25 protein-coding genes are annotated in these 22729 nt (G+C 41.1%); all 25 read left to right on the top strand.

Annotated elements, in window-relative coordinates:
* Positions 1 to 118 precede the first annotated feature (118 nt).
* The 25 genes from QLQ22_RS16720 (at position 119) to trpA (ending at position 22686) form a co-directional block, all read left to right on the top strand.
* The gene (locus QLQ22_RS16720) at positions 119 to 712 is read left to right on the top strand and encodes a YphA family membrane protein (RefSeq protein ID WP_284015230.1); all 594 of its coding nucleotides are present in this window, start codon (positions 119 to 121) and stop codon (positions 710 to 712) included.
* Between the two features lies 1 nt (position 713).
* Entirely contained in the window at positions 714 to 1604 is an 891-nt protein-coding gene (locus tag QLQ22_RS16715) for a YIEGIA family protein (RefSeq protein ID WP_223436317.1), read from the top strand.
* A 3-nt stretch (positions 1605 to 1607) separates the two neighbouring features.
* Positions 1608 to 1799 (top strand): capping complex subunit for YIEGIA, encoded by a 192-nt coding sequence (locus tag QLQ22_RS16710; protein ID WP_223436315.1) that lies wholly within the window; start codon positions 1608 to 1610, stop codon positions 1797 to 1799.
* A gap of 163 nt (positions 1800 to 1962) precedes the next feature.
* A complete protein-coding gene (der, locus tag QLQ22_RS16705; protein ID WP_223436313.1) occupies positions 1963 to 3273 on the top strand; it encodes a ribosome biogenesis GTPase Der in 1311 nt (436 codons plus the stop codon).
* Between the two features lie 15 nt (positions 3274 to 3288).
* On the top strand, positions 3289 to 4323 hold the full coding sequence (locus QLQ22_RS16700; RefSeq protein WP_223436311.1) for an NAD(P)H-dependent glycerol-3-phosphate dehydrogenase: 1035 nt from the start codon (positions 3289 to 3291) through the stop codon (positions 4321 to 4323).
* A 638-nt stretch (positions 4324 to 4961) separates the two neighbouring features.
* A complete protein-coding gene (locus QLQ22_RS16695; RefSeq protein WP_223436309.1) occupies positions 4962 to 5162 on the top strand; it encodes a DUF2768 domain-containing protein in 201 nt (66 codons plus the stop codon).
* Positions 5163 to 5189: 27 nt separating this feature from the next.
* Positions 5190 to 5912: a hypothetical protein gene (locus tag QLQ22_RS16690; protein ID WP_252207149.1), complete on the top strand. Its 723-nt coding sequence runs from the start codon at positions 5190 to 5192 to the stop codon at positions 5910 to 5912.
* 200 nt (positions 5913 to 6112) lie between these two features.
* Complete coding sequence (gene spoIVA, locus QLQ22_RS16685; RefSeq protein WP_223436304.1) at positions 6113 to 7591, top strand: stage IV sporulation protein A; 1479 nt, start codon at positions 6113 to 6115, stop codon at positions 7589 to 7591.
* A gap of 526 nt (positions 7592 to 8117) precedes the next feature.
* Positions 8118 to 8396 (top strand): non-specific DNA-binding protein Hbs, encoded by a 279-nt coding sequence (gene hbs, locus QLQ22_RS16680; protein ID WP_029280242.1) that lies wholly within the window; start codon positions 8118 to 8120, stop codon positions 8394 to 8396.
* Between the two features lie 213 nt (positions 8397 to 8609).
* The gene (gene folE, locus QLQ22_RS16675) at positions 8610 to 9176 is read left to right on the top strand and encodes a GTP cyclohydrolase I FolE (protein WP_223436302.1); all 567 of its coding nucleotides are present in this window, start codon (positions 8610 to 8612) and stop codon (positions 9174 to 9176) included.
* Between the two features lie 18 nt (positions 9177 to 9194).
* Positions 9195 to 9422 carry a trp RNA-binding attenuation protein MtrB gene (gene mtrB, locus QLQ22_RS16670; RefSeq protein ID WP_133310347.1) on the top strand — a complete coding sequence of 76 codons (228 nt, stop codon included), beginning with the start codon at positions 9195 to 9197 and terminating at the stop codon, positions 9420 to 9422.
* Positions 9423 to 9536: 114 nt separating this feature from the next.
* Positions 9537 to 10343, top strand: coding sequence for a heptaprenyl diphosphate synthase component 1 (locus QLQ22_RS16665; protein WP_223443522.1), 807 nt, complete (start codon positions 9537 to 9539; stop codon positions 10341 to 10343).
* A 1-nt stretch (position 10344) separates the two neighbouring features.
* On the top strand, positions 10345 to 11040 hold the full coding sequence (locus QLQ22_RS16660; protein ID WP_284015229.1) for a demethylmenaquinone methyltransferase: 696 nt from the start codon (positions 10345 to 10347) through the stop codon (positions 11038 to 11040).
* A 160-nt stretch (positions 11041 to 11200) separates the two neighbouring features.
* Positions 11201 to 12163 (top strand): heptaprenyl diphosphate synthase component II, encoded by a 963-nt coding sequence (gene hepT, locus QLQ22_RS16655; protein ID WP_284015228.1) that lies wholly within the window; start codon positions 11201 to 11203, stop codon positions 12161 to 12163.
* Between the two features lie 101 nt (positions 12164 to 12264).
* On the top strand, positions 12265 to 12711 hold the full coding sequence (gene ndk, locus QLQ22_RS16650; protein ID WP_223436297.1) for a nucleoside-diphosphate kinase: 447 nt from the start codon (positions 12265 to 12267) through the stop codon (positions 12709 to 12711).
* A gap of 174 nt (positions 12712 to 12885) precedes the next feature.
* On the top strand, positions 12886 to 13659 hold the full coding sequence (locus tag QLQ22_RS16645) for a CheR family methyltransferase (protein WP_284015227.1): 774 nt from the start codon (positions 12886 to 12888) through the stop codon (positions 13657 to 13659).
* A 75-nt stretch (positions 13660 to 13734) separates the two neighbouring features.
* Positions 13735 to 14907, top strand: a complete 1173-nt coding sequence (gene aroC, locus QLQ22_RS16640) for a chorismate synthase (protein ID WP_223436293.1) — start codon at positions 13735 to 13737, stop codon at positions 14905 to 14907.
* Positions 14907 to 15995 carry a 3-dehydroquinate synthase gene (gene aroB, locus QLQ22_RS16635; protein ID WP_284015226.1) on the top strand — a complete coding sequence of 363 codons (1089 nt, stop codon included), beginning with the start codon at positions 14907 to 14909 and terminating at the stop codon, positions 15993 to 15995. The genes aroC and aroB overlap by 1 nt, the downstream gene beginning before the upstream one ends.
* Complete coding sequence (aroH, locus tag QLQ22_RS16630; RefSeq protein WP_284015225.1) at positions 15992 to 16378, top strand: chorismate mutase; 387 nt, start codon at positions 15992 to 15994, stop codon at positions 16376 to 16378. The genes aroB and aroH overlap by 4 nt, the downstream gene beginning before the upstream one ends.
* Positions 16379 to 16758: 380 nt before the next feature.
* Positions 16759 to 18279, top strand: a complete 1521-nt coding sequence (gene trpE / locus QLQ22_RS16625; protein WP_223436286.1) for an anthranilate synthase component I — start codon at positions 16759 to 16761, stop codon at positions 18277 to 18279.
* The gene (trpD, locus tag QLQ22_RS16620; protein ID WP_284015224.1) at positions 18276 to 19295 is read left to right on the top strand and encodes an anthranilate phosphoribosyltransferase; all 1020 of its coding nucleotides are present in this window, start codon (positions 18276 to 18278) and stop codon (positions 19293 to 19295) included. The genes trpE and trpD overlap by 4 nt, the downstream gene beginning before the upstream one ends.
* On the top strand, positions 19285 to 20046 hold the full coding sequence (gene trpC / locus QLQ22_RS16615) for an indole-3-glycerol phosphate synthase TrpC (protein WP_284015223.1): 762 nt from the start codon (positions 19285 to 19287) through the stop codon (positions 20044 to 20046). Before trpD ends, trpC begins: the two co-directional genes overlap by 11 nt.
* Entirely contained in the window at positions 20039 to 20695 is a 657-nt protein-coding gene (locus tag QLQ22_RS16610) for a phosphoribosylanthranilate isomerase (RefSeq protein WP_284015222.1), read from the top strand. Before trpC ends, QLQ22_RS16610 begins: the two co-directional genes overlap by 8 nt.
* Positions 20676 to 21905, top strand: coding sequence for a tryptophan synthase subunit beta (gene trpB, locus QLQ22_RS16605; RefSeq protein WP_284015221.1), 1230 nt, complete (start codon positions 20676 to 20678; stop codon positions 21903 to 21905). Before QLQ22_RS16610 ends, trpB begins: the two co-directional genes overlap by 20 nt.
* The gene (gene trpA, locus QLQ22_RS16600; protein WP_223436276.1) at positions 21868 to 22686 is read left to right on the top strand and encodes a tryptophan synthase subunit alpha; all 819 of its coding nucleotides are present in this window, start codon (positions 21868 to 21870) and stop codon (positions 22684 to 22686) included. The genes trpB and trpA overlap by 38 nt, the downstream gene beginning before the upstream one ends.
* Positions 22687 to 22729 lie beyond the last annotated feature (43 nt).

The following is a 22729-nucleotide window of genomic DNA, read 5'->3' as shown; positions in this document are numbered from 1 at the left end:
GTGATAGAGCATTCTATCATCCAGGAAAAAATTCTAGGTATAAACAGCCCTTTTCAATCAATAAGCGGATTAAAGATCAAAGAATCCACCCATAATGGTAAGAATAGGAGTGAGAATGGTGGAAAATGTCTTTTATTATTGGATTTTGTGGGGGGCTTGGATTATCGCAGCTTTTTTCCTGAAAAAATCTATAAGGCGAACAATGATATCAGCCGTTATTTTAGTATGCATAGCATCTGGAGAAATGTTTATAGAGGTTTCTTCTTTTTCGCTTAGAGTTTCCTTTATCCTGGCTCTATGCATCGGGTATTATTTAGCTTCGGAATGCAAGCGGAAGGTTTATCACTTTTTTTCTGTGATGACGTTAACCAGTGCCTATGCAGGCATACATTTATTCGAAATTTTTGATCCAGTATGGTTTATAGTCGATCGTTTTTTTATCATTATCAGTGTTATCAGTATATTAGCGATTTATCTGGGGAAAAGTATGCCCGAACGTATAGGGCTTCTGGTCCTCTCCATGAGCCAGGGTGAATTATTGTTCTGGGTTATCCTGGGTAAATTTCATGATGGATTAACAATCGGAACAGCTGATTACTTGAATATGGCTGCGATTGGATGTTTTATCGTATGTGCGTGGACTTATTTAGAACAAATTATGGCGTCATTTAATCAGCAGGCTCAAAAATCAGCAAAGGGGAAGCAGGCTTAATATGAATGAGTATACTTATCCGATTTTATTCGGTGTTGCTTTTGGGGTTATTTCAAGATTGTATATGCTCCGAACAGATTACAGGCAGTACCCTACCTATCTGCACGGTAAAATAATTCATGTTGCTTTGGGATTTATTGCAGCCGGTCTTGGCACAATTGCCATCCCGGCAATAATGGAGGAAGAATTTACGGCGATTACCTTTCTCACGCTTGCTGCTTCGCAATTCAGAGAAGTCAGAAATATGGAACGGAATACTCTGTCAGAGCTGGACGGATATGAGCTTGTTCCCAGAGGCAACACATATATTGAGGGAATTGCCGTTGCCTTTGAAAGCAGAAATTACCTTGTGATTTTTACTTCATTAACGACTACCTTTGCGTATTTAGTTTTTAACATTTGGGCAGCTCTCGCAGCAGGTGTAATATGTCTGATCATTTCAAAAAAACTAATGGCCGGCAGCAAAATGAAGGATATCGTCCAGATTGAATATAAAGAACCTCATTTTGAAGGCGCAGGTTTATATATTGATAACATTTATATAATGAATATTGGGATACCTGAAAAGCAGGAAGCTGTATTGAAATATGGCATGGGCTTTATTTTGACTCCGAAAAATTACAATGCAAGAACGACCATTGCAAATCTTGGCCAAAGACAGGCGATTCTGCACGATGTGTCCACAGCTCTTGGTGTGCATCGCGATTCTGGTGAGCCATCATTGGTTCCGCTTGCTAAACGTGATTTGGATGATGGAAGAGTAGGTGTATTTGTCCTTCCACAAGGAGGAGACATTGAGCTTGCTAAAACGGTTATTGGAGAAGTTCCTACGCTTGAAAATGCAATTAGAATGCCAAGTGAATCCAAGGCGAATAAAAAAGGCAGGTCTTAAAAAGTGAACACATCACTCGAAAAATATATTCTGGCAGCGGTAACGACAAGCCCTGAGAAAGTAACAGGCGGAACAGCCGTCTTTGTAGTCAAAACAAAAGAAGAAATGGATTTTTACGCAAAAAATCTAGAAGCGATTTTAGATGGAATAGCTCACGGAATTGGCGAAGACCTGTACATTATTGTAAAGCATTGAGTTGTACAACATGCTAAACTCTGCTAATATATAAAAGTTAAGCCCTTCCCGAAAATAGAGAAGGGTTTCTTTCATGAAAAGGGAAAGCTTATAATGTAAGATATGAACTTATATGTTGCCCGCATTAAAATACATAAACTGCAAGTTGAAAGGAAAGATTGCTATGGCTAAACCGGTAATTGCAATCGTCGGCCGACCGAATGTCGGGAAATCGACGATTTTTAATCGAATCGTTGGCGAGCGTGTGTCAATCGTCGAAGATATACCAGGAGTAACAAGAGACAGAATATACAGTTCAGGAGAATGGCTGAACTATCAATTTAACTTAATTGATACAGGTGGAATTGATATTGGAGATGAGCCGTTTTTAGCTCAAATTCGTCAGCAGGCTGAAATTGCGATTGATGAAGCGGATGTTATTATTTTTCTGACAAACGGACGAGAAGGTGTGACCGCTGCAGATGAAGAAGTGGCAAAAATACTCTACCGCAGCAAAAAGCCGGTTGTACTTGCTGTAAACAAAGTGGACAACCCTGAAATGAGAGCCAGCATCTATGATTTCTATGCACTTGGATTTGGAGAGCCGTTCCCAATTTCAGGATCACATGGTCTGGGACTTGGAGATTTGCTTGATGCAGTTGCAGAGCATTTCAAAAATATTGTGACGGAAGAATACGATGATGAAACAATCAAGTTCAGTTTAATCGGACGTCCAAACGTCGGTAAATCTTCGCTTGTGAATGCACTCCTTGGAGAAGACCGTGTAATCGTGAGCAACATTGCAGGTACAACGAGGGACGCAGTTGACACAAGCTACCGGTATGAAGGACAGGATTTCGTTATTATTGATACTGCCGGCATGAGAAAAAAGGGAAAAGTATACGAGTCCACTGAAAAATACAGTGTTCTCCGCGCCCTAAAAGCCATCGATCGTTCAGATGTCGTTCTAGTTGTCATTGACGGGGAAGAAGGCATTATCGAGCAGGATAAAAAAATTGCAGGCTACGCACATGAAGCAGGTCGTGCAGTCGTAATTGTCGTGAATAAATGGGATGCAGTTGAAAAAGATGAAAAAACAATGAAAGATTTCGAAACGAACATTAGAGAGCATTTCTTATTCCTGGACTATGCTCCAATCGTTTTCCTGTCGGCAAAAACGACCCGGCGCATCCATACACTGCTGCCAAAAATCATTCTGGCCAGTGAAAATCACTCTCTGCGTGTTGAAACAAGCGTCTTGAATGATGTCATCATGGATGCTGTAGCGATGAATCCTACGCCTACTGATAAAGGCAAGAGATTGAAAATTTATTATGCTACACAGGTTGCTGTTAAGCCGCCGGCATTTGCTATTTTTGTTAACGAACCTGAATTAATGCATTTTTCATATGAGCGATTCCTGCAAAACAGAATCCGTGATGCATTTGGTTTTGAAGGCACGCCAATTAAGATTTTCGCAAGAGCCAGAAAATAATAGGGGTGAATAGGGATGGAACGAATTGCCGTTCTTGGTGCAGGCAGCTGGGGAACAGCGCTTAGTATTGTACTCGCAGATAATAATCATGAAGTAAGACTATGGGGGCATCGCAAAGAGCTGATTCAGCAAATTAATGAAACACACCGGAATCAAAAATATTTGCCTGATGTAGAGCTTTCAGACGCTATCAAAGGCTATACAGATTTAGCTGAAGCACTGAATTCAGTAAATATCGCGGTTTTGGCTGTTCCGACTAAAGCAATAAGAGAAGTTCTTCAGGATGTCATAAAAGTGATCGATCATAAATTGACGATTGTCCATGTTAGCAAAGGAATTGAGCCGGATTCCCTCCTGCGCATATCTGATATTATTAAAGAGGAAGTGCCTGTTAACCTCCTTCAGGATGTAGTGGTTTTATCAGGGCCAAGCCATGCTGAAGAGGTGAGCTTGAGACAGCCGACAACGGTTACATCATCTTCCGATAACCTTGAAGCAGCAGAGCTTATTCAGGATTTATTTATGAATCAGCATTTCAGAGTGTATACAAACCCTGATGTCATAGGAGTTGAGATTGGCGGAGCACTGAAAAATATCATTGCACTTGCAGCAGGTATCACAGACGGTCTCGGTTACGGAGATAATGCCAAAGCAGCTCTTATTACGCGAGGTCTTGCTGAAATAGCGCGTCTAGGCAGTATGATGGGCGGAAATCCGTTAACGTTTTCAGGTCTCACAGGTATAGGTGACTTAATTGTAACTTGTACAAGTGTTCACTCAAGAAACTGGAGAGCAGGCAATTTGCTTGGAAAAGGCCAAAAGCTTGAGGATGTTCTTGAAAATATGGGCATGGTCGTAGAGGGCGTCAGAACGACAAAGGCAGCCTATCAGCTTGCCCAAAAATATGAAGTGAAAATGCCGATTACAGAAGCTCTGTATGATGTCTTATTCAACGATAAAGAAGTAAAAGATGCCGTTGATTCCCTCATGGCCAGAGTGAAAACACACGAAATGGAAGATCTTGTGAATATTAGTGAAAATCGCAGTTGACTCTTGTGGCACAAGGGCCGGGGAATGCATAGAATAGCTTGAGTTTGTGAAAGAATAACAATCTTACTCATGAAACGGACCACTAGGTGCAAATGCGTGAATCACACTAAAGCATTGAATCACATACTTACGTTTCCTCTCTGCCCATTAAAATGGCTTACTTTATCCACAAAAATAGGCATTAGAGGATGCAAATGCTCTGAAATTCGCATAAAATGCATCGTAGTAAATTATGAGTTGCTCTAATCAATGGGTTTCGATTAGTCCGAAGCAAAAACATGGCTGAAGTAAAGCTGCCCCCTCTTTACTTCGGTTTTTTTTGTTATGAAAAGGGATAAGCCGTTGTGTTTATTGGAAGTGCGGTATACATAGAGAAGCAAAGGATCGGCTAAGTTGCTGATTTATCTTTTTATGGTAATCAGCTCTTGAGAATTCAGCTAAAATGTACATATTGTCCAGCTCCACCTCCTAACTCCTCGGCCAGAACGGATCAGCCTGAAAAGTCAAACCCGGACTTTCCAGTCTGCTCCTTATCTGTCTGTCGGAGCTAAGCAGTCGGTTCCGCTTTTCTAAGTAAACAGGCGATTCCGCATTTCTTGTGATATAATATTTTTCGGATAATAAGGGGAGGTAAGGGAATGAGTCCAGCGTTGATGAAGATGTGGATTGCTCTCGCTTCAATGGGGTTTATGTTTGTTGCGATTATATCAATCTATTTCAGCAGATTTAAAATGAAAGGGTTTTTAAAAATTGCTTTTGCTGCAATTGCTTATTTTTTTATGATTCTAGCAGGGTTGTTGATTGTATTCGTTGTTTTCAGCGGGCCTGTTAATGAATAAAGAACTTCACTATAAAGGAAGATTTTTATGAAAAAGCTTGCTACTTTGTTACTTGTTTTTTTAATTATGACAATGCTCTCAGGCTGCTTGTATCCTGATCAGGAGCTAAGCCAGAATCAGGTTCCCTATGAAGATCAGATTGCAGGAGTTCAAAATACGGTTGACCGTTTTAAAGAAGATTCCGGAGGACTGCTTCCGATCAAAACAAGAGATATGAAAACGCCTATTTATCAGAAATACCCGGTTGATTTTGCCCAGTTAGTGCCTAAATACATGGCTGAACAGCCTGGAACATCCTATGAAAGCGGCGGAATTTATTTGTATGTGCTTGTTGATGTGGAGGAAAACCCGACGGTAAAACTGATTGACCTCAGAATCTCAGAAGCAATACGTGATCTAAAAACGAGATTAAATGTGTATAAAGCATCGAGCGGCGGCTATCCGCCTTATAAAGAGGTTGTAGCTGAAAACGTGTTTACCCTGGACTACAAGAAGCTTGGCTATGAGGAAGCACCTCATGCTGTAAGCCCTTATTCGGGCGAAACACTGCCTTTTGTCATTGATAATACAGGGGAAGTATACGTTGATTACCGCATTGATTTGTACAAAGCACTAAGTGAAAAGAAAAATGCAGCCGCAAAAGGTGAAGACATACGCAATCTCCTGGTCGAGGATTCTCCGTTTGTACCTGCATTTTCATTGCCTTATACAGTCAATGAAAAAAATGAACCTGTCTTTTTAGATAAATAAGTCATGAACCCTTCTTAAGAGAAATAAACTCTGAAAGAAGGGTTTTTCATTTTTTAAAATCATATAAGAAAAATGAAATGAAAAAAATTTCAGATCACTGTCATAAATAAATAGGACAACGTCATAAATATATAGTGTCCTAAAACACGAAGAAGCAGACGGTCAATAACCCAAGAAGCCTATGATCGGGAGGGGATCACTTGGAAAAGGTAGATATTTTTAAAGATATCGCAGAGCGCACTGGCGGCGATATCTATCTCGGAGTAGTGGGAGCAGTAAGAACAGGCAAATCTACTTTTATCAAAAAGTTCATGGAGCAAGTCGTGCTTCCGAATATTGATAATGAAGCAGATAAGGCACGTGCGCAGGATGAGCTGCCGCAAAGTGCTGCTGGAAAAACCATCATGACGACAGAGCCTAAATTTGTTCCGAATCAAGCGGTTTCAATCCATGTTGAAGAGGGACTTGACGTCAATATTAGATTGGTAGATTGCGTTGGTTATACAGTACCTGGAGCAAAAGGGTATGAAGACGAAAATGGACCGAGAATGATCAATACTCCGTGGTATGAGGAGCCGATTCCTTTCCATGAAGCGGCTGAGATCGGCACCCGCAAGGTGATTCAGGAGCATTCAACTATCGGTGTCGTCATTACGACAGACGGCTCAATTGGCGAAATCCCAAGAAGAGATTATATTGATGCTGAAGAACGGGTCATCGAAGAATTAAAGGAAGTCGGAAAGCCTTTCATTATGATTATTAATACGGTTCAGCCGTATCATCCTGAAACAGAAACACTCCGCAGACAGCTCAGTGAAAAATATGACATTCCGGTCCTTGCGATGAGTGTGGAAAGTATCCGCGAGACAGATGTCATGAACGTTCTCCGTGAAGCGCTGTATGAATTCCCGGTGCTGGAGGTAAATGTGAATCTGCCTAGCTGGGTAATGGTTCTCCGAGACAATCACTGGCTGCGGGAAAGCTATCAGGAAGCAGTCAAAGACACGGTTCAGGATATTAAAAGGCTACGAGATGTTGATCGAGTGGTAGGATATTTCAGTGAATATGATTTCATTGACCGGGCAAGTCTTGCAGGCATTGAAATGGGGCAGGGCATTGCTGAAATTGACCTGTATGCGCCTGATGATTTATATGATCAAATTTTAAAAGAGGTTGTTGGAGTAGAAATCCGGGGGAAAGATCACTTGCTGCAGCTTATGCAGGACTTTGCTTATGCGAAAGCGGAATATGATCAAGTATCGGATGCACTTAGAATGGTAAAACAAACTGGCTATGGCATTGCAGCGCCTGCACTCAGCGACATGAGCCTTGATGAGCCGGAAATTATCAGGCAGGGTGCAAGATTCGGAGTTCGGTTAAAAGCTGTGGCCCCATCGATTCATATGATTAAAGTGGATGTGGAGTCAGAATTTGCTCCAATTATCGGAACAGAAAAACAAAGTGAAGAACTGGTTCGATACTTGATGCAGGATTTTGAAGATAACCCGCTGTCGATCTGGAATTCCGATATCTTCGGACGCAGTCTGAGTTCAATCGTAAGAGAAGGAATTCAGGCAAAACTTTCATTAATGCCTGAAAATGCCAGATATAAGCTGAAAGAAACGCTTGAACGCATTATTAACGAAGGATCTGGCGGTTTAATCGCGATTATCCTATAGAATAGGCAAGAGAACAGATGACCACAAAAAAAGTGGTCATCTTTTGTCTTTAAAAATAGTTTTCAATTCAATGACAATCAGCTTACAAAATTTTATTTTAATAAAATTAATGTTTACTTCTTTCTCAATATGTATTAGTGTTTTTAATAAGTTTTACATATTCCAAAATAATATTTGCATCTTCTATTATTTTTTTGTAAAATAAGTTCCGGGCGGGAATGCACGTTCGCTGAAAGCACCTTCACTTATTGATTTATATAGGTTTTATAAAGGTTTCTCCTTGCTTAGCGAAAAAGGATATGTTAATCTACTATCAGAAATTATTTTCTGTATTGGTCGATTCTTCCTAGAAACCCAATATTCATGCGGAAAATCATTGAATTATAGCCGTTAATCGTATAAGATTAGCGTGTTAACAGTAAAATGCTTATCTATCATGTATAGATTCTGCATAATCTGTGAAGAAATGAAAATAACAGAATGCTTTTATTGCTTAACAATCAATCTTTGGGAGGAGGTGAAAGGCATGAATAAAACAGAACTTATCAACGCGGTAGCAGAAGCTAGCGAATTATCAAAAAAAGATGCAACGAAAGCTGTTGATGCTGTTTTCGATACACTTTTGGATGCACTTAAAAACGGTGATAAAGTACAATTGATCGGTTTTGGTAACTTCGAAGTACGTGAGCGCGCGGCTCGTAAAGGACGCAACCCACAAACTGGCGAAGAAATCGAAATCGCAGCAAGCAAAGTGCCTGCGTTCAAACCAGGTAAAGCTCTTAAAGACGCTGTTGCTGGAAAATAATGTGCTCTTACCCGTGTATGATGCATAAATTACATACACAATGCTATGGATAGCCCCTTTTATAGGGGCTTTTCCTTTGTTTTGGCACAAATTGCAGACATGAGCCTGACATCCTCTCTCTTATAAACTTCACAAGATACATCATTCTTTGCTTTTAATCTCTTACCTATGCTAGAATCTGTATCAAATATATTGTTTTTTAGGAGGATATTTATGGGGCAAATCAATACAAAGCAGATCGAAGAGGCGGTAAGGCTCATACTTGAGGCGATCGGGGAAGATCCAAATCGCGAAGGGCTTCTTGATACTCCCAAACGTGTTGCTAAAATGTATGCCGAAGTATTCTCTGGACTTAGCGAAGATCCAAAAGAACATTTTAAAACGGTGTTCGGAGAAGACCATGAAGAACTAGTGTTAGTCAAGGATATTCCATTTTATTCGATGTGTGAGCATCACCTGGTACCGTTTTTTGGAAAGGCTCACATTGCATACATACCAAAAGGCGGAAAAGTAACAGGGCTGAGCAAGCTTGCCAGAGCTGTGGAAGCAGTTTGCAGAAGACCTCAGCTTCAAGAGAGAATTACCTCGACGATTGCAGAGAGCATTGTTGATTCTCTAGAACCGCATGGCGTAATGGTGGTTGTAGAGGCTGAACATATGTGCATGACAATGCGAGGAGTCAAAAAGCCGGGAAGCAAAACGATCACATCCGCTGTCAGAGGTGTTTTTGTTAAAGATCCTGCAGCCAGAGCTGAAGTATTATCATTTATCAAAGAATAAGGTTTCGGGGGTGAACATATGAAAGACAACACAAATGATTTTTTAGTGATAAAAGCGGTAGAGGATGGAGTGAATGTCATCGGTCTGACCCGCGGATCGGATACTAGATTTCATCATTCAGAGAAGCTGGATAAAGGCGAGGTAATGATTGCCCAATTTACAGAACACACATCTGCTATTAAGATAAGAGGGAAAGCCATTATTCAAACAAGCTACGGAGAAATAGAAAGCGACTCCAGAAGATAATTTTCTGAGGGCTGCAGATATGGTATAATGAGTAGTATTCAGCTGTAAATGTTTGTTGCTGTTGCTGGCTTTTTCGAAAAAATATCTATTTACATGGGGACAAGGGTGATTCATTTGCAAGACATCTATGTACAAATGGCTAAGATAAAAGACGCGTTACACTTAAAGCTCACTCATCCATACTTAGCAAAATATATACCTTCTCCTGTTATTGATGAAGATAAACTGCTCCTCTTCTATGCTTTGTTCGATCAGATTGATCTTCCAGATGAAAAAAAAGAGAACTACATAATTACAGCGATGCTTGTGCAAATTGCCCTTGATACTCATGATGAAGTATCCACTTCCGTTCATTTAAAGCAAGAAGAGTTCATGCAAAGACAGCTCATTGTTCTTGCAGGAGACTACTTCAGCGCTCTGTATTACGCGTTATTATCAGAAATGCAGGACATTGGAATGATTCGAACGTTAGCAACGGCAATAAAAGAGATTAACGAACATAAAATTCGCCTGTACGAAGAGACTGTAAGTGATTTTGATTCATTCGTTGCAAGTATAATAAAAGTAGAAACAGCTCTTTTTCAGCATGTTTCTGATTATTTTCAGGCAGGATTATTCTCTAAGCTGACGACTAAATTTCTGTCTTACAAACGGCTGACGCTTGAGAAAAACAGATACAGCGCAGAGTCCTTATCCATCATGAAAAATTTGGAGAAAAAAAAGAAAAATATCGGCACAATCGAATTTACCGGTGTGTATTTAAAAGAGTTCTGCAACCGTTATTTTGAAGAGACAGCCGACCTTTTAGAAAGCTGTTTTCAGCAGCCGTCTTCTCTGCAGAAAGTCTTATTAGCAAGATTGCAATCATTCAAGTACAATCAAGATATAAGGTATACTACGCTCGCGGAAGAAGGTTTATGAAATGCAGCAGTCGAAAGAGGAAAGAGTTCATTCTGTATTTGAAAAAATATATAAAAACTACGATAAGATGAATTCGGTTATCAGTTTTCAGCGCCATATTGCCTGGCGCCGGGAAACAATGAAACGAATGAATGTCAAACAAGGTTCGATTGCCCTGGACGTTTGCTGCGGTACAGCTGACTGGACAATTGCCATGGCTGATGCAGTTGGGAAGAAGGGCAGAGCAGTTGGACTTGATTTCAGCAACAATATGCTGAAGATTGGCAGAGAGAAAATAAAAAATTACTCCAATATTGAATTAGTTCACGGCAATGCCATGGAACTTCCATTTGAAGATGATACGTTTGATTATGTTACGATTGGATTTGGACTTCGGAATGTTCCTGACTATATGACTGTGCTTAAGGAAATGCACCGTGTTGTAAAGCCGGGCGGAAAAGTAGTCTGCCTTGAAACCTCACAGCCGACCATGATCGGATTTAAGCAGCTTTACTATGGTTACTTCCGATTTGTGATGCCTGTTTTTGGAAAACTGTTTGCTAAAAGCTATAATGAATATTCATGGCTGCAGGAATCAGCAAGGGATTTTCCCGGAATGAGGGAACTTGCACAAATGTTCAGAGATGCTGGTTTAAAAGATGTGGAAGTGAAGCCATTTACAGGCGGCGTAGCGGCTATGCATCTCGGCTGTAAATGATTTAGGCACTTATTTTAGCTTTGTTGTTTATAGTTCTGACGGTCTGCTTCTATAATGGAAAGACTTCGGACATATTCATGCATGAATCACAACAATATTATGAAACAGCCATGTTTTAAAAATGCCATGTTTTAAAAATGCGAGTATTTAGGTGAATTGAATGAAATTTAAAATGGTGTATTCGTTCTTAAATGCAGATCTTGATCTGATTGAACAGGAACTTGAAAAAACGGTAAGCTCAACAGAGCCTCTGCTCAGCGAGGCTGGGCTTCACCTTCTTCAGGCAGGGGGAAAGCGCATCCGCCCTGTTTTTGTATTGCTTTCTGCCATGTTTGGCGAATATGATATCGATAAAGTGAAAAAAGTGGCCATCGCTCTAGAAATTATTCATATGGCATCTTTAGTGCATGATGATGTGATTGACGACGCCGAGCTCAGACGCGGGAAACCGACAATAAAAGCAAAGTGGGATAACCGCATTGCAATGTATACAGGGGATTACTTATTTGCAAGATCTCTTGAGATTATGACATCTTTAGAAAATATTGCGGCTCATCAGATCCTCTCAAAAACGATTGTTGAAGTTTCGCTTGGTGAAATAGAACAAATAAAAGACAAGTATGATTATGACCAGAATCTGCGTGTTTATTTAAGACGCATAAAACGGAAAACTGCGTTATTGATTGCTGCCAGCTGTCAGCTTGGAGCGATTGCCGGCGGTGTTCCTGAATCCATACATAAAAAATTATTTCTTTTCGGCTATTATGTAGGAATGTCCTTTCAAATTACAGACGATATTCTCGATTTTACCTCTACAGAAGAAGAGCTTGGAAAGCCAGTTGGCGGAGACTTGCTTCAGGGCAACATTACCCTTCCCGTTCTTTATGCAATGGAAAATCCCGAGTTAAAAAAGAAAATCAGCAAGGTAACTAGTGATGCGACCCATGCGGAAATGGCGGACATTATTGATGCCATCTCAACTTCCGATGCAATTGAGCGGTCCATCCAAGTCAGTGACATGTATCTTCAGAAAGGGTTCAGCATTTTAAACCAATTGCCGAAAAATAGAGCTAGATCTGCCTTAACCAATATTGCAAAATATATTGGAAAAAGAAAATTTTAAATTCCTCCGCCCCATACGATTGCGAAAAGAGTGAAAAAATGATACGATTTCCATGGGGCATGAAAGCCCATACATAACAATCGCGGGGTGGAGAAATTAAGATGGAAAAAACATTTATGATGGTTAAACCTGATGGCGTTCAGCGTCAGCTTATCGGAAAAATTATTTCAAGATTCGAAAGTAAGGGCTTACATTTAGTTGGGGCAAAATTAATGCAAATCCCAGTTGGACTCGCAGAGCAGCATTACGGAGAACACAACGGGAAGCCGTTCTTTGGGGAACTTGTTGATTTTATAACTTCCGGACCAGTTTTCGCTATGGTATGGGAAGGGGAAAATGTGATTGAGATCTCACGCACAATGATGGGGAAAACAAAACCAGCCGAAGCATTGCCGGGTACAATCAGAGGCGACTATGGTTTATTCGTCGGGAAAAACATTATCCACGGTTCCGATTCACCTGAGAGTGCAGAGCGCGAAATTAACCTTTTCTTCAATCAAGAAGAATTAGTAGAATACGACAAAGATATTCATAATTGGATTTATTAATCCGCATAAAGCCAGCAGAGATGCTGGCTTTTCCCATATTCAAATATCCCTCCTTTTAAAACCTTTCTCGCGAATCTTTATAAGTTTTCAGATTTTTTTATCTGTACCTCACAAGAATCTAACAATTTCCGATATACTGTACATAGGGGAATTTCCGCAGGAGAGTTGAGAAAGATGGATTATATTCAATTTCAGAAAGAGTTTAAGAAGTTAACAGGGATAGATCTTGCCTTTTATAAAGAGGCACAAATGAAAAGAAGAATCACCTCTCTTTATTTGAAAAGGGGATATAAGGATTTTAAAGAGTATTATTCAGCAATAAAAAGAGAGAAGTCACTGCTCTATGAGCTTTTGGACAGAATAACGATTAACGTAACAGAGTTTTTTAGAAATAAAAAGCGCTGGGATCTTTTAGAGACTGAATTGCTGCCTTCTATGCTAAACCGATCCCGCCCGCTGAAAATATGGAGTGCAGCCTGTTCAACCGGTGAAGAACCTTATACGATAGCGATGATTCTGTCAAAATATTTGCCATTTCGGTCTATTCATATCCTGGCGACAGATCTAGATGAAAATGTCATAGCGAGAGCAAAGCTTGGAATTTATCCCGAAAGAAGCCTTTCTGAGCTGCCGGAAGAGATGAAACGCAAATATTTTGCTCAGGATGGGGCAGGCTATCAAATTAGTAAAGAAATTATTGAGACGGTAAAATTCAAAAAACACAATCTGCTCTCAGACCCTTTTGAAAACGAATTTGATTTAATCGTTTGCCGAAATGTGCTGATTTATTTTACAGAAGAAGCGAAAAATTTGCTCTATCACAAGTTTTCAAAAGCTTTAAAAAACAGGGGAATCTTTTTTATAGGGAGTACAGAACAAATTTTCTGCAGTCATCAATATGACCTTGAATCAGCAGGAACTTTTTTTTACAGGAAAATACAGCTATAAACTTTCTATTCAATTTTTCATACATATGGTATAGTGTTACTTAAAAGCGTTAGTGCGCTGAAGGGAGAGCTTTAGATGAGATACTTAACAGCAGGAGAATCACATGGACCGCAGTTAACCGCTATTGTTGAAGGAGTGCCGGCGGGGCTGTCAATTACTGCAGAGGATATTAACCTCGATCTTTCGCGCAGACAAAAGGGACATGGCAGAGGAAGAAGAATGCAGATTGAGAAGGACGAGGTTCAGATTACAAGCGGAATCCGTCATGGAAAAGCACTCGGCTCTCCAATCGCACTTGTAGTTGAAAATAATGATTGGAAACATTGGACGAATATTATGGGCATAGAGCCTTTAGAAGATGGCGAAGAAAAAGATATTAAACGCCAGATTACCCGCCCGCGGCCTGGTCATGCCGATTTAAACGGCGCCATCAAATATGGTCACCGTGATATACGCAACGTGCTTGAGCGATCTTCTGCGCGTGAAACAACTGTAAGAGTTGCGGTAGGCGCAGTAGCAAAGAAATTATTGGCAGAACTTGGCATTAAAGTGGCAGGTCATGTAGTGGAAATAGGATCCATAAAAGCTGAAAAAACAGAGTATTCTTCAATAGAAGAGTTACAGCGGGTCACAGAGGAATCACCTGTTCGCTGCCTGGATGAGAATGCTGCAGTGAAAATGATGCAGGCCATTGATGATGCAAAAAGCAACGGCGATTCTATTGGCGGTGTTGTGGAAGTCATTGTTGAAGGAATGCCTGCAGGCGTAGGAAGCTACGTTCATTACGACCGCAAGCTTGATTCGAAAATTGCAGCAGCCATCGTAAGCATCAATGCTTTTAAAGGTGTTGAATTTGGTATTGGCTTTGAAGCAGCCCGAAGATTTGGCAGTGAAGTACATGACGAAATTATTTGGAGTGAAGAGACAGGATACTCCCGTAAAACAAATCGTTTAGGCGGTTTAGAAGGCGGAATGTCTACTGGCATGCCGATTGTGGTCAGAGGGGTCATGAAGCCGATACCAACTCTTTATAAACCGCTTCAAAGTGTGGATATTGAAACGAAAGAACCATTTTCAGCAAGTATTGAACGTTCTGACAGCTGTGCAGTCCCGGCTGCAAGTGTTGTCGCTGAAGCAGTTGTGGCATGGGAAATTGCAAATGCGATTCTTGAACAATTCGGTTCAGACCGGATGGATTCGATTCGTGAGCACGTTCAGGAAATGCGCGAGTATGCGAGGAAGTTCTAATGAAGAATTTGCTTATTGAAACTGCATCCGGATCATATCCTGTTTCAGTAGGAAGAAATATCATTGAAACAAAGCTGGTTGAGCAAATTGGGGAAATTAAGCCTACAAGCATCCTGATTATTGCTGATTCAGCTGTTCAAAGCCTGTATGGTAAACAGCTGCTGAATTTACTGAGGAGTTCTTACAAGACGGAAGTCTACATTGTACCTAGCGGGGAAGAATATAAATCATTTGAATCTTATTATAATATTCAATCATTCGCTCTTAAACTTGGACTTGACCGGAAATCTCTCATTCTTGCATTCGGCGGAGGAGTCATCGGTGACTTGGCTGGTTTTGCTGCTGCAACATACATGAGAGGCATCCCGTTTATTCAGCTTCCGACTACTCTGCTTGCACACGATAGTGCCGTCGGAGGAAAAGTCGCCATTAACCATCCAGAAGGAAAGAATATGATCGGTGCGTTTTATCAGCCCCGTGCGGTCATATATGATTTGGCTTTTTTATCAACATTGCCAGGTCATGAGCTTCGTTCTGGCTTTGCTGAAGTAATTAAGCATGGACTAATTGGAAATGCTGATTTCTATCATTGGCTGACTGCTGAAATTTCTGTTCTTAATGATCTAATTGATGAAAAACTTCAGCATCTAATTATTGAAGGTATTCGTGTAAAAGCGGCAGTCGTAAAAGAAGATGAAAAGGAAACTGGTGTGAGAGCTCATTTGAACTTTGGCCATACCCTGGGACATGCGATTGAAGCAGAAGCAGGATATGGAAAGATCAGCCACGGTGATGGTGTTGCCATAGGTATGCTTTTTGCGATTTGGCTAAGCGGAAGAGTTTATAAATTGAATCTTCCATATGAAAAAATCAAAAAGTGGTTTAAAGAATTAGGCTTTCCGGTTGAAGTTCCGGAAAACTTATCTACTGATGCGTTAATCAGCAGAATGCTAAAAGATAAAAAGTCGCATTCCGGAACGATCACAATGGTTTTGTTAAGAACGATCGGAGCACCAGAAATTTCTCCTTTCGAAAGAGATCAATTAAAATCCTTGCTAGAAACATGGAGACAGGGGGGATCAGTTTGATTCGTGCAATTAGAGGGGCTGCAACAGTTGAACTTAATGATGAAGCTCAAATCATCAAAGCAACTGAAGCTCTGGTTTTAGAAATGATTAAAAAAAACAATGTAGATCCTGAAGATGTCGCATCTGTCCTGCTCTCAATGACAGGGGATTTAGATGCGGTGTTTCCAGCAAAAGCTCTGCGAAACTTTGATGGCTGGGAATATGTCCCTGTCATGTGCATGCAGGAAATCCCTGTAGCAGGAAGTCTTGAAAAGTGCATCAGGGTCATGATGACAGTGCAGACCGGCCTAAAACAAAAAGAAGTAAAGCATGTTTATCAGGGGAAAGCGATTGTGTTAAGACCTGATTTAACAGATGAAAGAATAAAATCAGCATTTAAATGAGTGCCCCTAGATCAGTTTATCTGTTAACTATGATGAGCATAAATGTCCCCTCGGAGGCACCATCATTTCGTTGACAGAAAACAGCATGTGTATTAAGATAAACCCCAAGAATAGAAATTAGAAGAAAGCTTCTAATATGTTCCAGTTCGTTAGATGAGTATAGTGAGAGAGTCAAATCAGTTTAGTCAAAAAGGAATTAGTTTAGCATGAGTTTAGGGTAGCCGAGAATGAGTTTAGCTGAGGTCTTTTATATTTTCCGCTACGGTTAAGACTACCCAAAAACAGATTTTTTGTTTTTGGGTTTTTTCTTTTTACCGTAGCGTTTCCGCTTAAAACCTCCTAAATACTTATTCTCCACAATGCTGGAGGAGTGAGTACTTATGTTTCATACCGATTTTGCCTCATTTAAACAAGATAGTATAAGCTATCAAACAATACCTGTTATTAAATCTTTTCAAGTTGATACGTTTACCCCTATTCAGCTCTTCAAAGTGTTTGAAGATGAAGCGGTGTATTTATTAGAAAGCAAAGATGAAGAATCGTCGTGGTCACGTTATTCATTTATTGGATTAAATCCTTTTTTGTTCATTGAGGAAGAAAATGACCGTTACTGTGTGAGATCCAAGCAAAGAAAAACAATCTATGAATCATCTTCTTTGAAAGAAATCTTCCTATGGATGGACGGCTATTTAAAAGTAAAGCTTCCAGATCTTGATATTCCTTTTGCAGGGGGAGCCGTAGGCTATTTAGGATATGATTCTGTCACGATGTTTGAACGAGTTCAAAAGCATGACAATCAAGATTTAAATTTTAAAAAGTGCTTATTATTCGTTTGCCATACGATGATAGCGTTCGATCATATTGATAAAACACTCTCTTTTATTCATTACGAACGTCTATCTGGAAAAGAATCAGAAGCAGGCAAGCGAGCAGTCTATGAGATTGCTGAAGCTAAAATCAATCAGCTGATCTCACAATTGACCGAAAAAAGAGACTTCAATGATTTGATGCTCTCTCCGATGGATCAGGCATCTGTTTCGTTCGAAGGAGTAAGCTCCAATTTTGAAAAAAATGATTTTCTGAATTCAGTTGAAAAAATCAAAGATTATATCAAAGCAGGCGATATCTTTCAGGGAGTTCTTTCTCAAAGATTTGAAGTGCCGATTACGGCCAAAGGCTTCGATTTATATCGAATGCTGAGGGTCGTGAATCCCTCGCCCTATATGTTCTACATTAAATTTGATGAGACTGAGCTGATCGGCAGTTCTCCGGAAAGACTGATCTACGTGCAGGACGGCTACTTGGAAATCCACCCGATTGCAGGGACCAGAAAACGCGGAAAGACAGAAGAAGAGGATCTGCGGCTTGAGGAAGATCTGCGCAGCGATGAAAAGGAAAAAGCAGAGCATTATATGCTTGTGGACCTGGCAAGAAATGATATTGGGAGAGTTGCCGATTACGGGTCAGTCAAAACCCCGGTGTTAATGGAGCTCGGACGATTTTCACACGTGATGCATTTAATTTCAAAGGTGACCGGCCAATTAAAAACCGGCACACATCCAATTGATGCCCTGCTGTCATCTTTCCCTGCAGGAACGGTATCAGGTGCCCCGAAAGTCCGTGCCATGCAGATTCTGCAGGAGCTTGAGCCAACAGCAAGAAACGCTTATGCAGGGTGCATCGCTTATATTGGCTTTGACGGGAATATAGATTCATGTATTACGATCAGGACGATTGCGCTGCAGGGCGGAAAAGCCTATGTTCAGGCAGGAGCTGGAATAGTAGCTGATTCAAAGCCAGAACTTGAATGGAAAGAGACGAGAAATAAAGCAAGTGCCTTAATCAAAACGATTGAACTTGCTGAAAAAGTGTTTGGCAAAAAGGAGGAGGCTCAAAAATGAAAACATTACTCAGCAAATGCATTGAAGGCCATACGCTGACAGAAGAAGAAGCAACTGCTGCCATGAATCAGGTAATGGAGGGAAAAGCCACTTCCAGCCAAATCGCAAGTTTTATTTCCATATTAAGATTCCGCGGCGAAACGGTTGACGAGCTTGTCGGTTTTGCAAAGGCAATGAAACAGCATATGACCCGCATTGATTATGCAGAGGATCTGATTGATACGTGCGGTACAGGGGGAGATGGGGCATCGACATTTAATATCTCGACTGCATCAGCCATTCTTGCATCTTCTCTCGGAGCAAAAGTAGCAAAACACGGCAATCGCGCAATCTCATCAAAAAGCGGCAGTGCAGATGTGCTTGAACAGCTTGGAATCTCCATTCAAACAACACCGGAAGAAGCGAAGCTCGCTCTGCAGGCTTATGATATGAGTTTTCTGTTCGCGCCAATCTACCATTCTTCAATGAAGCACGCCGTAAGTCCAAGGCAGGAAATTGGCTTTAGAACGGTCTTTAATCTACTTGGTCCATTAGCAAATCCTGCTAATGCGAAGCGCCAAGTGATGGGGGTGTTTTCTACAGAGTATGCAGAGAAAATAGCCTATGCCCTTCGCGAACTTGGCTCAGAGCATGTTCTTCTTGTAACCGGAAGAGATGGCCTTGACGAATGCAGCATTACAGGTGTAACAGATATTGTTGAACTGAAAAAAGGCAAGATTGACCGTTATGAAATAACCCCTGAAGAGATGGGTCTTGAACGCGGCGAATTAAAAGATATCCAGGTTGAGAGTCCTGCAGAAAGCGCAAAACTGATTCTCGATGTATTCGAGGGGAAACGCGAAGGGGCAGCAGCAGACATTGTTGCACTGAATGCTGGTGCTGCTTTATATATAGCAGGCAAGACTGATTCATTTGCTGATGGAGTGAAAAAAGCGGCGGACGCAATCGAAAATGGCACAGCCTATCGTCAGCTCGCCCGTCTTCAAAGTAAGAAGGAGGAGCAATATGCTTACTGAAATTCTTGAAAAGAAACGGGAAGAAGTCCTTTCGCTTACTATTCCTGAAAGAATAAACGTTTCTGAACGGTCATTTTACAATGCCCTGAAGCAATCAAACCGAAAACCGGCTTTAATTGCAGAAGTAAAGAAGGCATCTCCCTCTAAAGGGGTCATTAAAGAAAACTTTCATCCGGTGGAAATTGCAAAAGCATATGAAGCTGGAAAAGCAGATTGTCTCTCTGTTTTAACGGATGAAAGCTTTTTTCAGGGTCATCGTGATTTTATAGCTGAAATTAAGAAAGAAGTCAGTCTCCCTGTTTTAAGAAAGGATTTCATTATTGATCACAAGCAAGTTCAGGAATCCAAGAATATAGGAGCAGATGCCATCCTCTTAATAGGGGAGGCACTTGAAGCAAGAGAGCTGCACGAACTGTATTTGCATGCATATGAGTTGGGCATGGATGTTTTAGTGGAAGTGCATTCTCTGGCAGTTCTGGAAAAGCTTCTGCCTGAGTTCACCCCAGAAATACTTGGTGTGAATAATAGAGATCTTTCAACCTTTAAGACTGATATCCATCAAATAAAGACGATAAGCAGATCCGTTCCAAAAGATACACTGCTTGTAAGTGAAAGCGGGATTTTTACATTTGAAGATGTAAAGACTGTTCAGCAAGAAGGCGCTAATGCCATTTTAGTCGGAGAATCCCTCATGCGGGAGAATGATCAAACATTTGCCATCAAAGCCCTGTACGGAGAAGAAAATGAATAGGCCTTTGATTAAGCTGTGCGGAAATCGTTCTTTGGAAGATTTAAAAATGACAAGCGAGTCAAATGCAGACTATCTCGGACTTATCTTTGCCGAAAGTAAGCGCAGGGTGCAAGCCCATCAAGTAAAAGAATGGCTTGATTCGGTTGATATAAAGGAGAAACAGTTAGTTGCGATTTTTGTAAATGCCAGCCTGAATGAAATAGAAGATATAATGAAAAATCTTCCAATTGATGTCATTCAATGCCACGGCTCAGAAACAGTCAGAGACATAGCTAATATCAAACATCATTTTAATAGGAGAGTATGGAAAGCATTGCCCCATTACGAGGGAACACTGTCTGATATGAAAAAATATGCAGAAGCAGCGGACGGCTTTGTGATTGATTCTAAAGTCAAAGACGCATTTGGAGGAACAGGACAGACATTTGATTGGTCAAAAGTGCCGTGTTATATACAGGCAGCTGAAGAGCTAAACAAAACGCTCTTCATTGCAGGAGGCATTGCACCTGACAATATTCATCAGCTGCTGGGACTACATCCGCCGGGAATCGATATTTCAAGCGGGATTGAACAAAACGGAAAAAAAGATGAGACCTTGTTGACAAGGCTTGAAGAAAGGGTGAATCACCATGTATCAGTTTCCAGATGAATTTGGCAGATTTGGAGAATTTGGAGGAAAGTATGTACCTGAAACGTTAATGCAGCCGCTTGAGGAGCTGCAAGAGGCATTTGCAGAAGCGGTGGCAGATCCTGCATTTATGAATGAATATCATCGTCTTCTAATTGAATATTCTGGAAGGCCTACAGCATTGACGTATGCCGAAAACGTGACGAAAAAACTTAGCGGAGCAAAAATTTTCTTGAAACGCGAGGATCTTAACCATACTGGCGCCCACAAAATCAATAATGCAATTGGGCAAGCCCTGCTTGCACAGAAAATGGGGAAAACAAAGATCATTGCAGAGACTGGTGCAGGCCAGCACGGTGTTGCGGCAGCAACGGTTGCAGCAAAGTTTGGACTGGAATGCAAAGTCTTTATGGGTGAAGAAGATGTCATGAGACAGCAGCTCAATGTCTTTCGTATGAAACTGCTCGGGGCAGAAGTCATTCCTGTTCACAGCGGCAATAAAACACTGAAGGATGCTACAAACGAGGCGATCAGATACTGGGTTCAGCATTGCGAGGATCATTTCTATATGATTGGTTCAGTAGTCGGGCCTCATCCCTATCCGCAAATGGTCAGAGAGTTTCAAAGAGTAATAGGAGAAGAAGCAAAGCAGCAGCTGGCTGAACGAATGGACTGCCTTCCTGATAAAGTGGTTGCATGTGTCGGCGGAGGAAGCAATGCGATCGGCATGTTTGCAGCCTTCATTGAAGAAGATGTAGACCTTGTAGGAGTAGAAGCTGCCGGTAAAGGCGTTGATACACCTCTTCATGCTGCAACAATCACTAAAGGCACAAAAGGGGTTATTCATGGTTCACTCACGTACCTTTTGCAGGATCAGTACGGACAGATTATTGAACCATATTCTATATCTGCAGGGCTTGATTACCCTGGAATAGGACCTGAACATGCGCACCTTGCAGACACCGGCCGAGTGAAATATGAGAGTGTAACAGACGATGAGGCATTAGAAGCTTTAACCTGCTTAGCCAAGGAAGAAGGAATTCTTGCGGCTATTGAAACTGCTCATGCTCTCGCAAAAGCATTCCAGCTTGCGCAGGAAATGGATTCGGACGAAACACTGCTCATTTGTCTATCAGGACGCGGAGACAAAGATGTTCATACACTAATGAGTTCACTTGAAGGGAGCGATAAGAATGCAGGAATACTTGCAGAAGCAGCTGGAACAAAATAAGAAATTATTTATCCCATTTATTACAGCAGGCGACCCGAATGGCGAAGCTACAATCGGGCTCGCTCTTACTCTTCAGAAAGCAGGAGCTGCAGCTATTGAACTCGGCATCCCATATTCAGATCCCCTTGCGGACGGGCCTGTCATCCAGAGGGCATCACAAAGAGCGCTGTCAGAAGGAATGAATATTGTAAAAGCCATGGAACTTGTACCCTCCATGCGTGAAAGAGGTCTAACTATTCCAATAATTCTTTTTACGTATTATAATCCTGTGTTACAATTAGGAAAAGAATCCTTCTTTACTTTAGCGGAGAAAAACACAATAGACGGACTGCTGATACCAGATCTTCCTTTTGAGGAGAGCGGGGAGTTAAGAGAGTCCTGCAAGCAGCATGGAGTCACTTTTATTTCAATGGTTGCCCCTACTTCTGTGCAGCGGCTCAAGAAAATTGTTTCAAGTGCTGAAGGCTTTCTATACTGTGTTTCATCGTTAGGTGTAACGGGTTCGAGAAAGACGTTTGATCAGCGCATTTTCGATTTTCTGAGTGAGGTAACCCGAGAAGCTTCAGTCCCTGTCGTTGTCGGTTTTGGTGTTTCATCAAGGGAACATGTAGATGAACTGACGAAGGTATGTGACGGAATTGTTGTTGGGAGCGCATTAATAGAAGAAATAGAGAGGTTATCTTCAAAATTGAAAGTGGCTGACTCACTGGATGCTGCGCTGCTTGAGTTTGAAGAAAAAGCTGGCTCATTTGTTTCAGATGCTAAAGTAAGAACAGGATGAAATGAGCAGTAAGCGAATAAAGTTTTCGCTTTTATAACAGAAG

Origin of the sequence: Metabacillus hrfriensis (assembly GCF_030127205.1) — a bacterium.
Lineage (GTDB): Bacteria > Bacillota > Bacilli > Bacillales > Bacillaceae > Bacillus_P > Bacillus_P dongyingensis.
The sequence above is the reverse complement of the archived record's forward strand: the minus strand, read 5'-3'. Positions and strand labels throughout refer to the sequence as shown.

Bases quoted from the DNA above. Each gene is read 5' to 3' on its own strand.
- trpD (WP_284015224.1), top strand. From the start codon at position 18,276: ATGAAAACATTACTCAGCAAATGCATTGAAGGCCATACGCTGACAGAA.
- QLQ22_RS16700 (WP_223436311.1), top strand. From the start codon at position 3,289: ATGGAACGAATTGCCGTTCTTGGTGCAGGCAGCTGGGGAACAGCGCTT.
- trpB (WP_284015221.1), top strand. From the start codon at position 20,676: ATGTATCAGTTTCCAGATGAATTTGGCAGATTTGGAGAATTTGGAGGA.
- mtrB (WP_133310347.1), top strand. From the start codon at position 9,195: ATGAAAGACAACACAAATGATTTTTTAGTGATAAAAGCGGTAGAGGAT.
- aroC (WP_223436293.1), top strand. From the start codon at position 13,735: ATGAGATACTTAACAGCAGGAGAATCACATGGACCGCAGTTAACCGCT.
- folE (WP_223436302.1), top strand. From the start codon at position 8,610: ATGGGGCAAATCAATACAAAGCAGATCGAAGAGGCGGTAAGGCTCATA.
- trpC (WP_284015223.1), top strand. From the start codon at position 19,285: ATGCTTACTGAAATTCTTGAAAAGAAACGGGAAGAAGTCCTTTCGCTT.
- QLQ22_RS16660 (WP_284015229.1), top strand. From the start codon at position 10,345: ATGCAGCAGTCGAAAGAGGAAAGAGTTCATTCTGTATTTGAAAAAATA.
- ndk (WP_223436297.1), top strand. From the start codon at position 12,265: ATGGAAAAAACATTTATGATGGTTAAACCTGATGGCGTTCAGCGTCAG.
- hbs (WP_029280242.1), top strand. From the start codon at position 8,118: ATGAATAAAACAGAACTTATCAACGCGGTAGCAGAAGCTAGCGAATTA.
- QLQ22_RS16715 (WP_223436317.1), top strand. From the start codon at position 714: ATGAATGAGTATACTTATCCGATTTTATTCGGTGTTGCTTTTGGGGTT.
- trpE (WP_223436286.1), top strand. From the start codon at position 16,759: ATGTTTCATACCGATTTTGCCTCATTTAAACAAGATAGTATAAGCTAT.
- trpA (WP_223436276.1), top strand. From the start codon at position 21,868: ATGCAGGAATACTTGCAGAAGCAGCTGGAACAAAATAAGAAATTATTT.
- aroB (WP_284015226.1), top strand. From the start codon at position 14,907: ATGAAGAATTTGCTTATTGAAACTGCATCCGGATCATATCCTGTTTCA.
- hepT (WP_284015228.1), top strand. From the start codon at position 11,201: ATGAAATTTAAAATGGTGTATTCGTTCTTAAATGCAGATCTTGATCTG.
- QLQ22_RS16695 (WP_223436309.1), top strand. From the start codon at position 4,962: ATGAGTCCAGCGTTGATGAAGATGTGGATTGCTCTCGCTTCAATGGGG.
- der (WP_223436313.1), top strand. From the start codon at position 1,963: ATGGCTAAACCGGTAATTGCAATCGTCGGCCGACCGAATGTCGGGAAA.
- QLQ22_RS16645 (WP_284015227.1), top strand. From the start codon at position 12,886: ATGGATTATATTCAATTTCAGAAAGAGTTTAAGAAGTTAACAGGGATA.
- QLQ22_RS16690 (WP_252207149.1), top strand. From the start codon at position 5,190: ATGAAAAAGCTTGCTACTTTGTTACTTGTTTTTTTAATTATGACAATG.
- QLQ22_RS16610 (WP_284015222.1), top strand. From the start codon at position 20,039: ATGAATAGGCCTTTGATTAAGCTGTGCGGAAATCGTTCTTTGGAAGAT.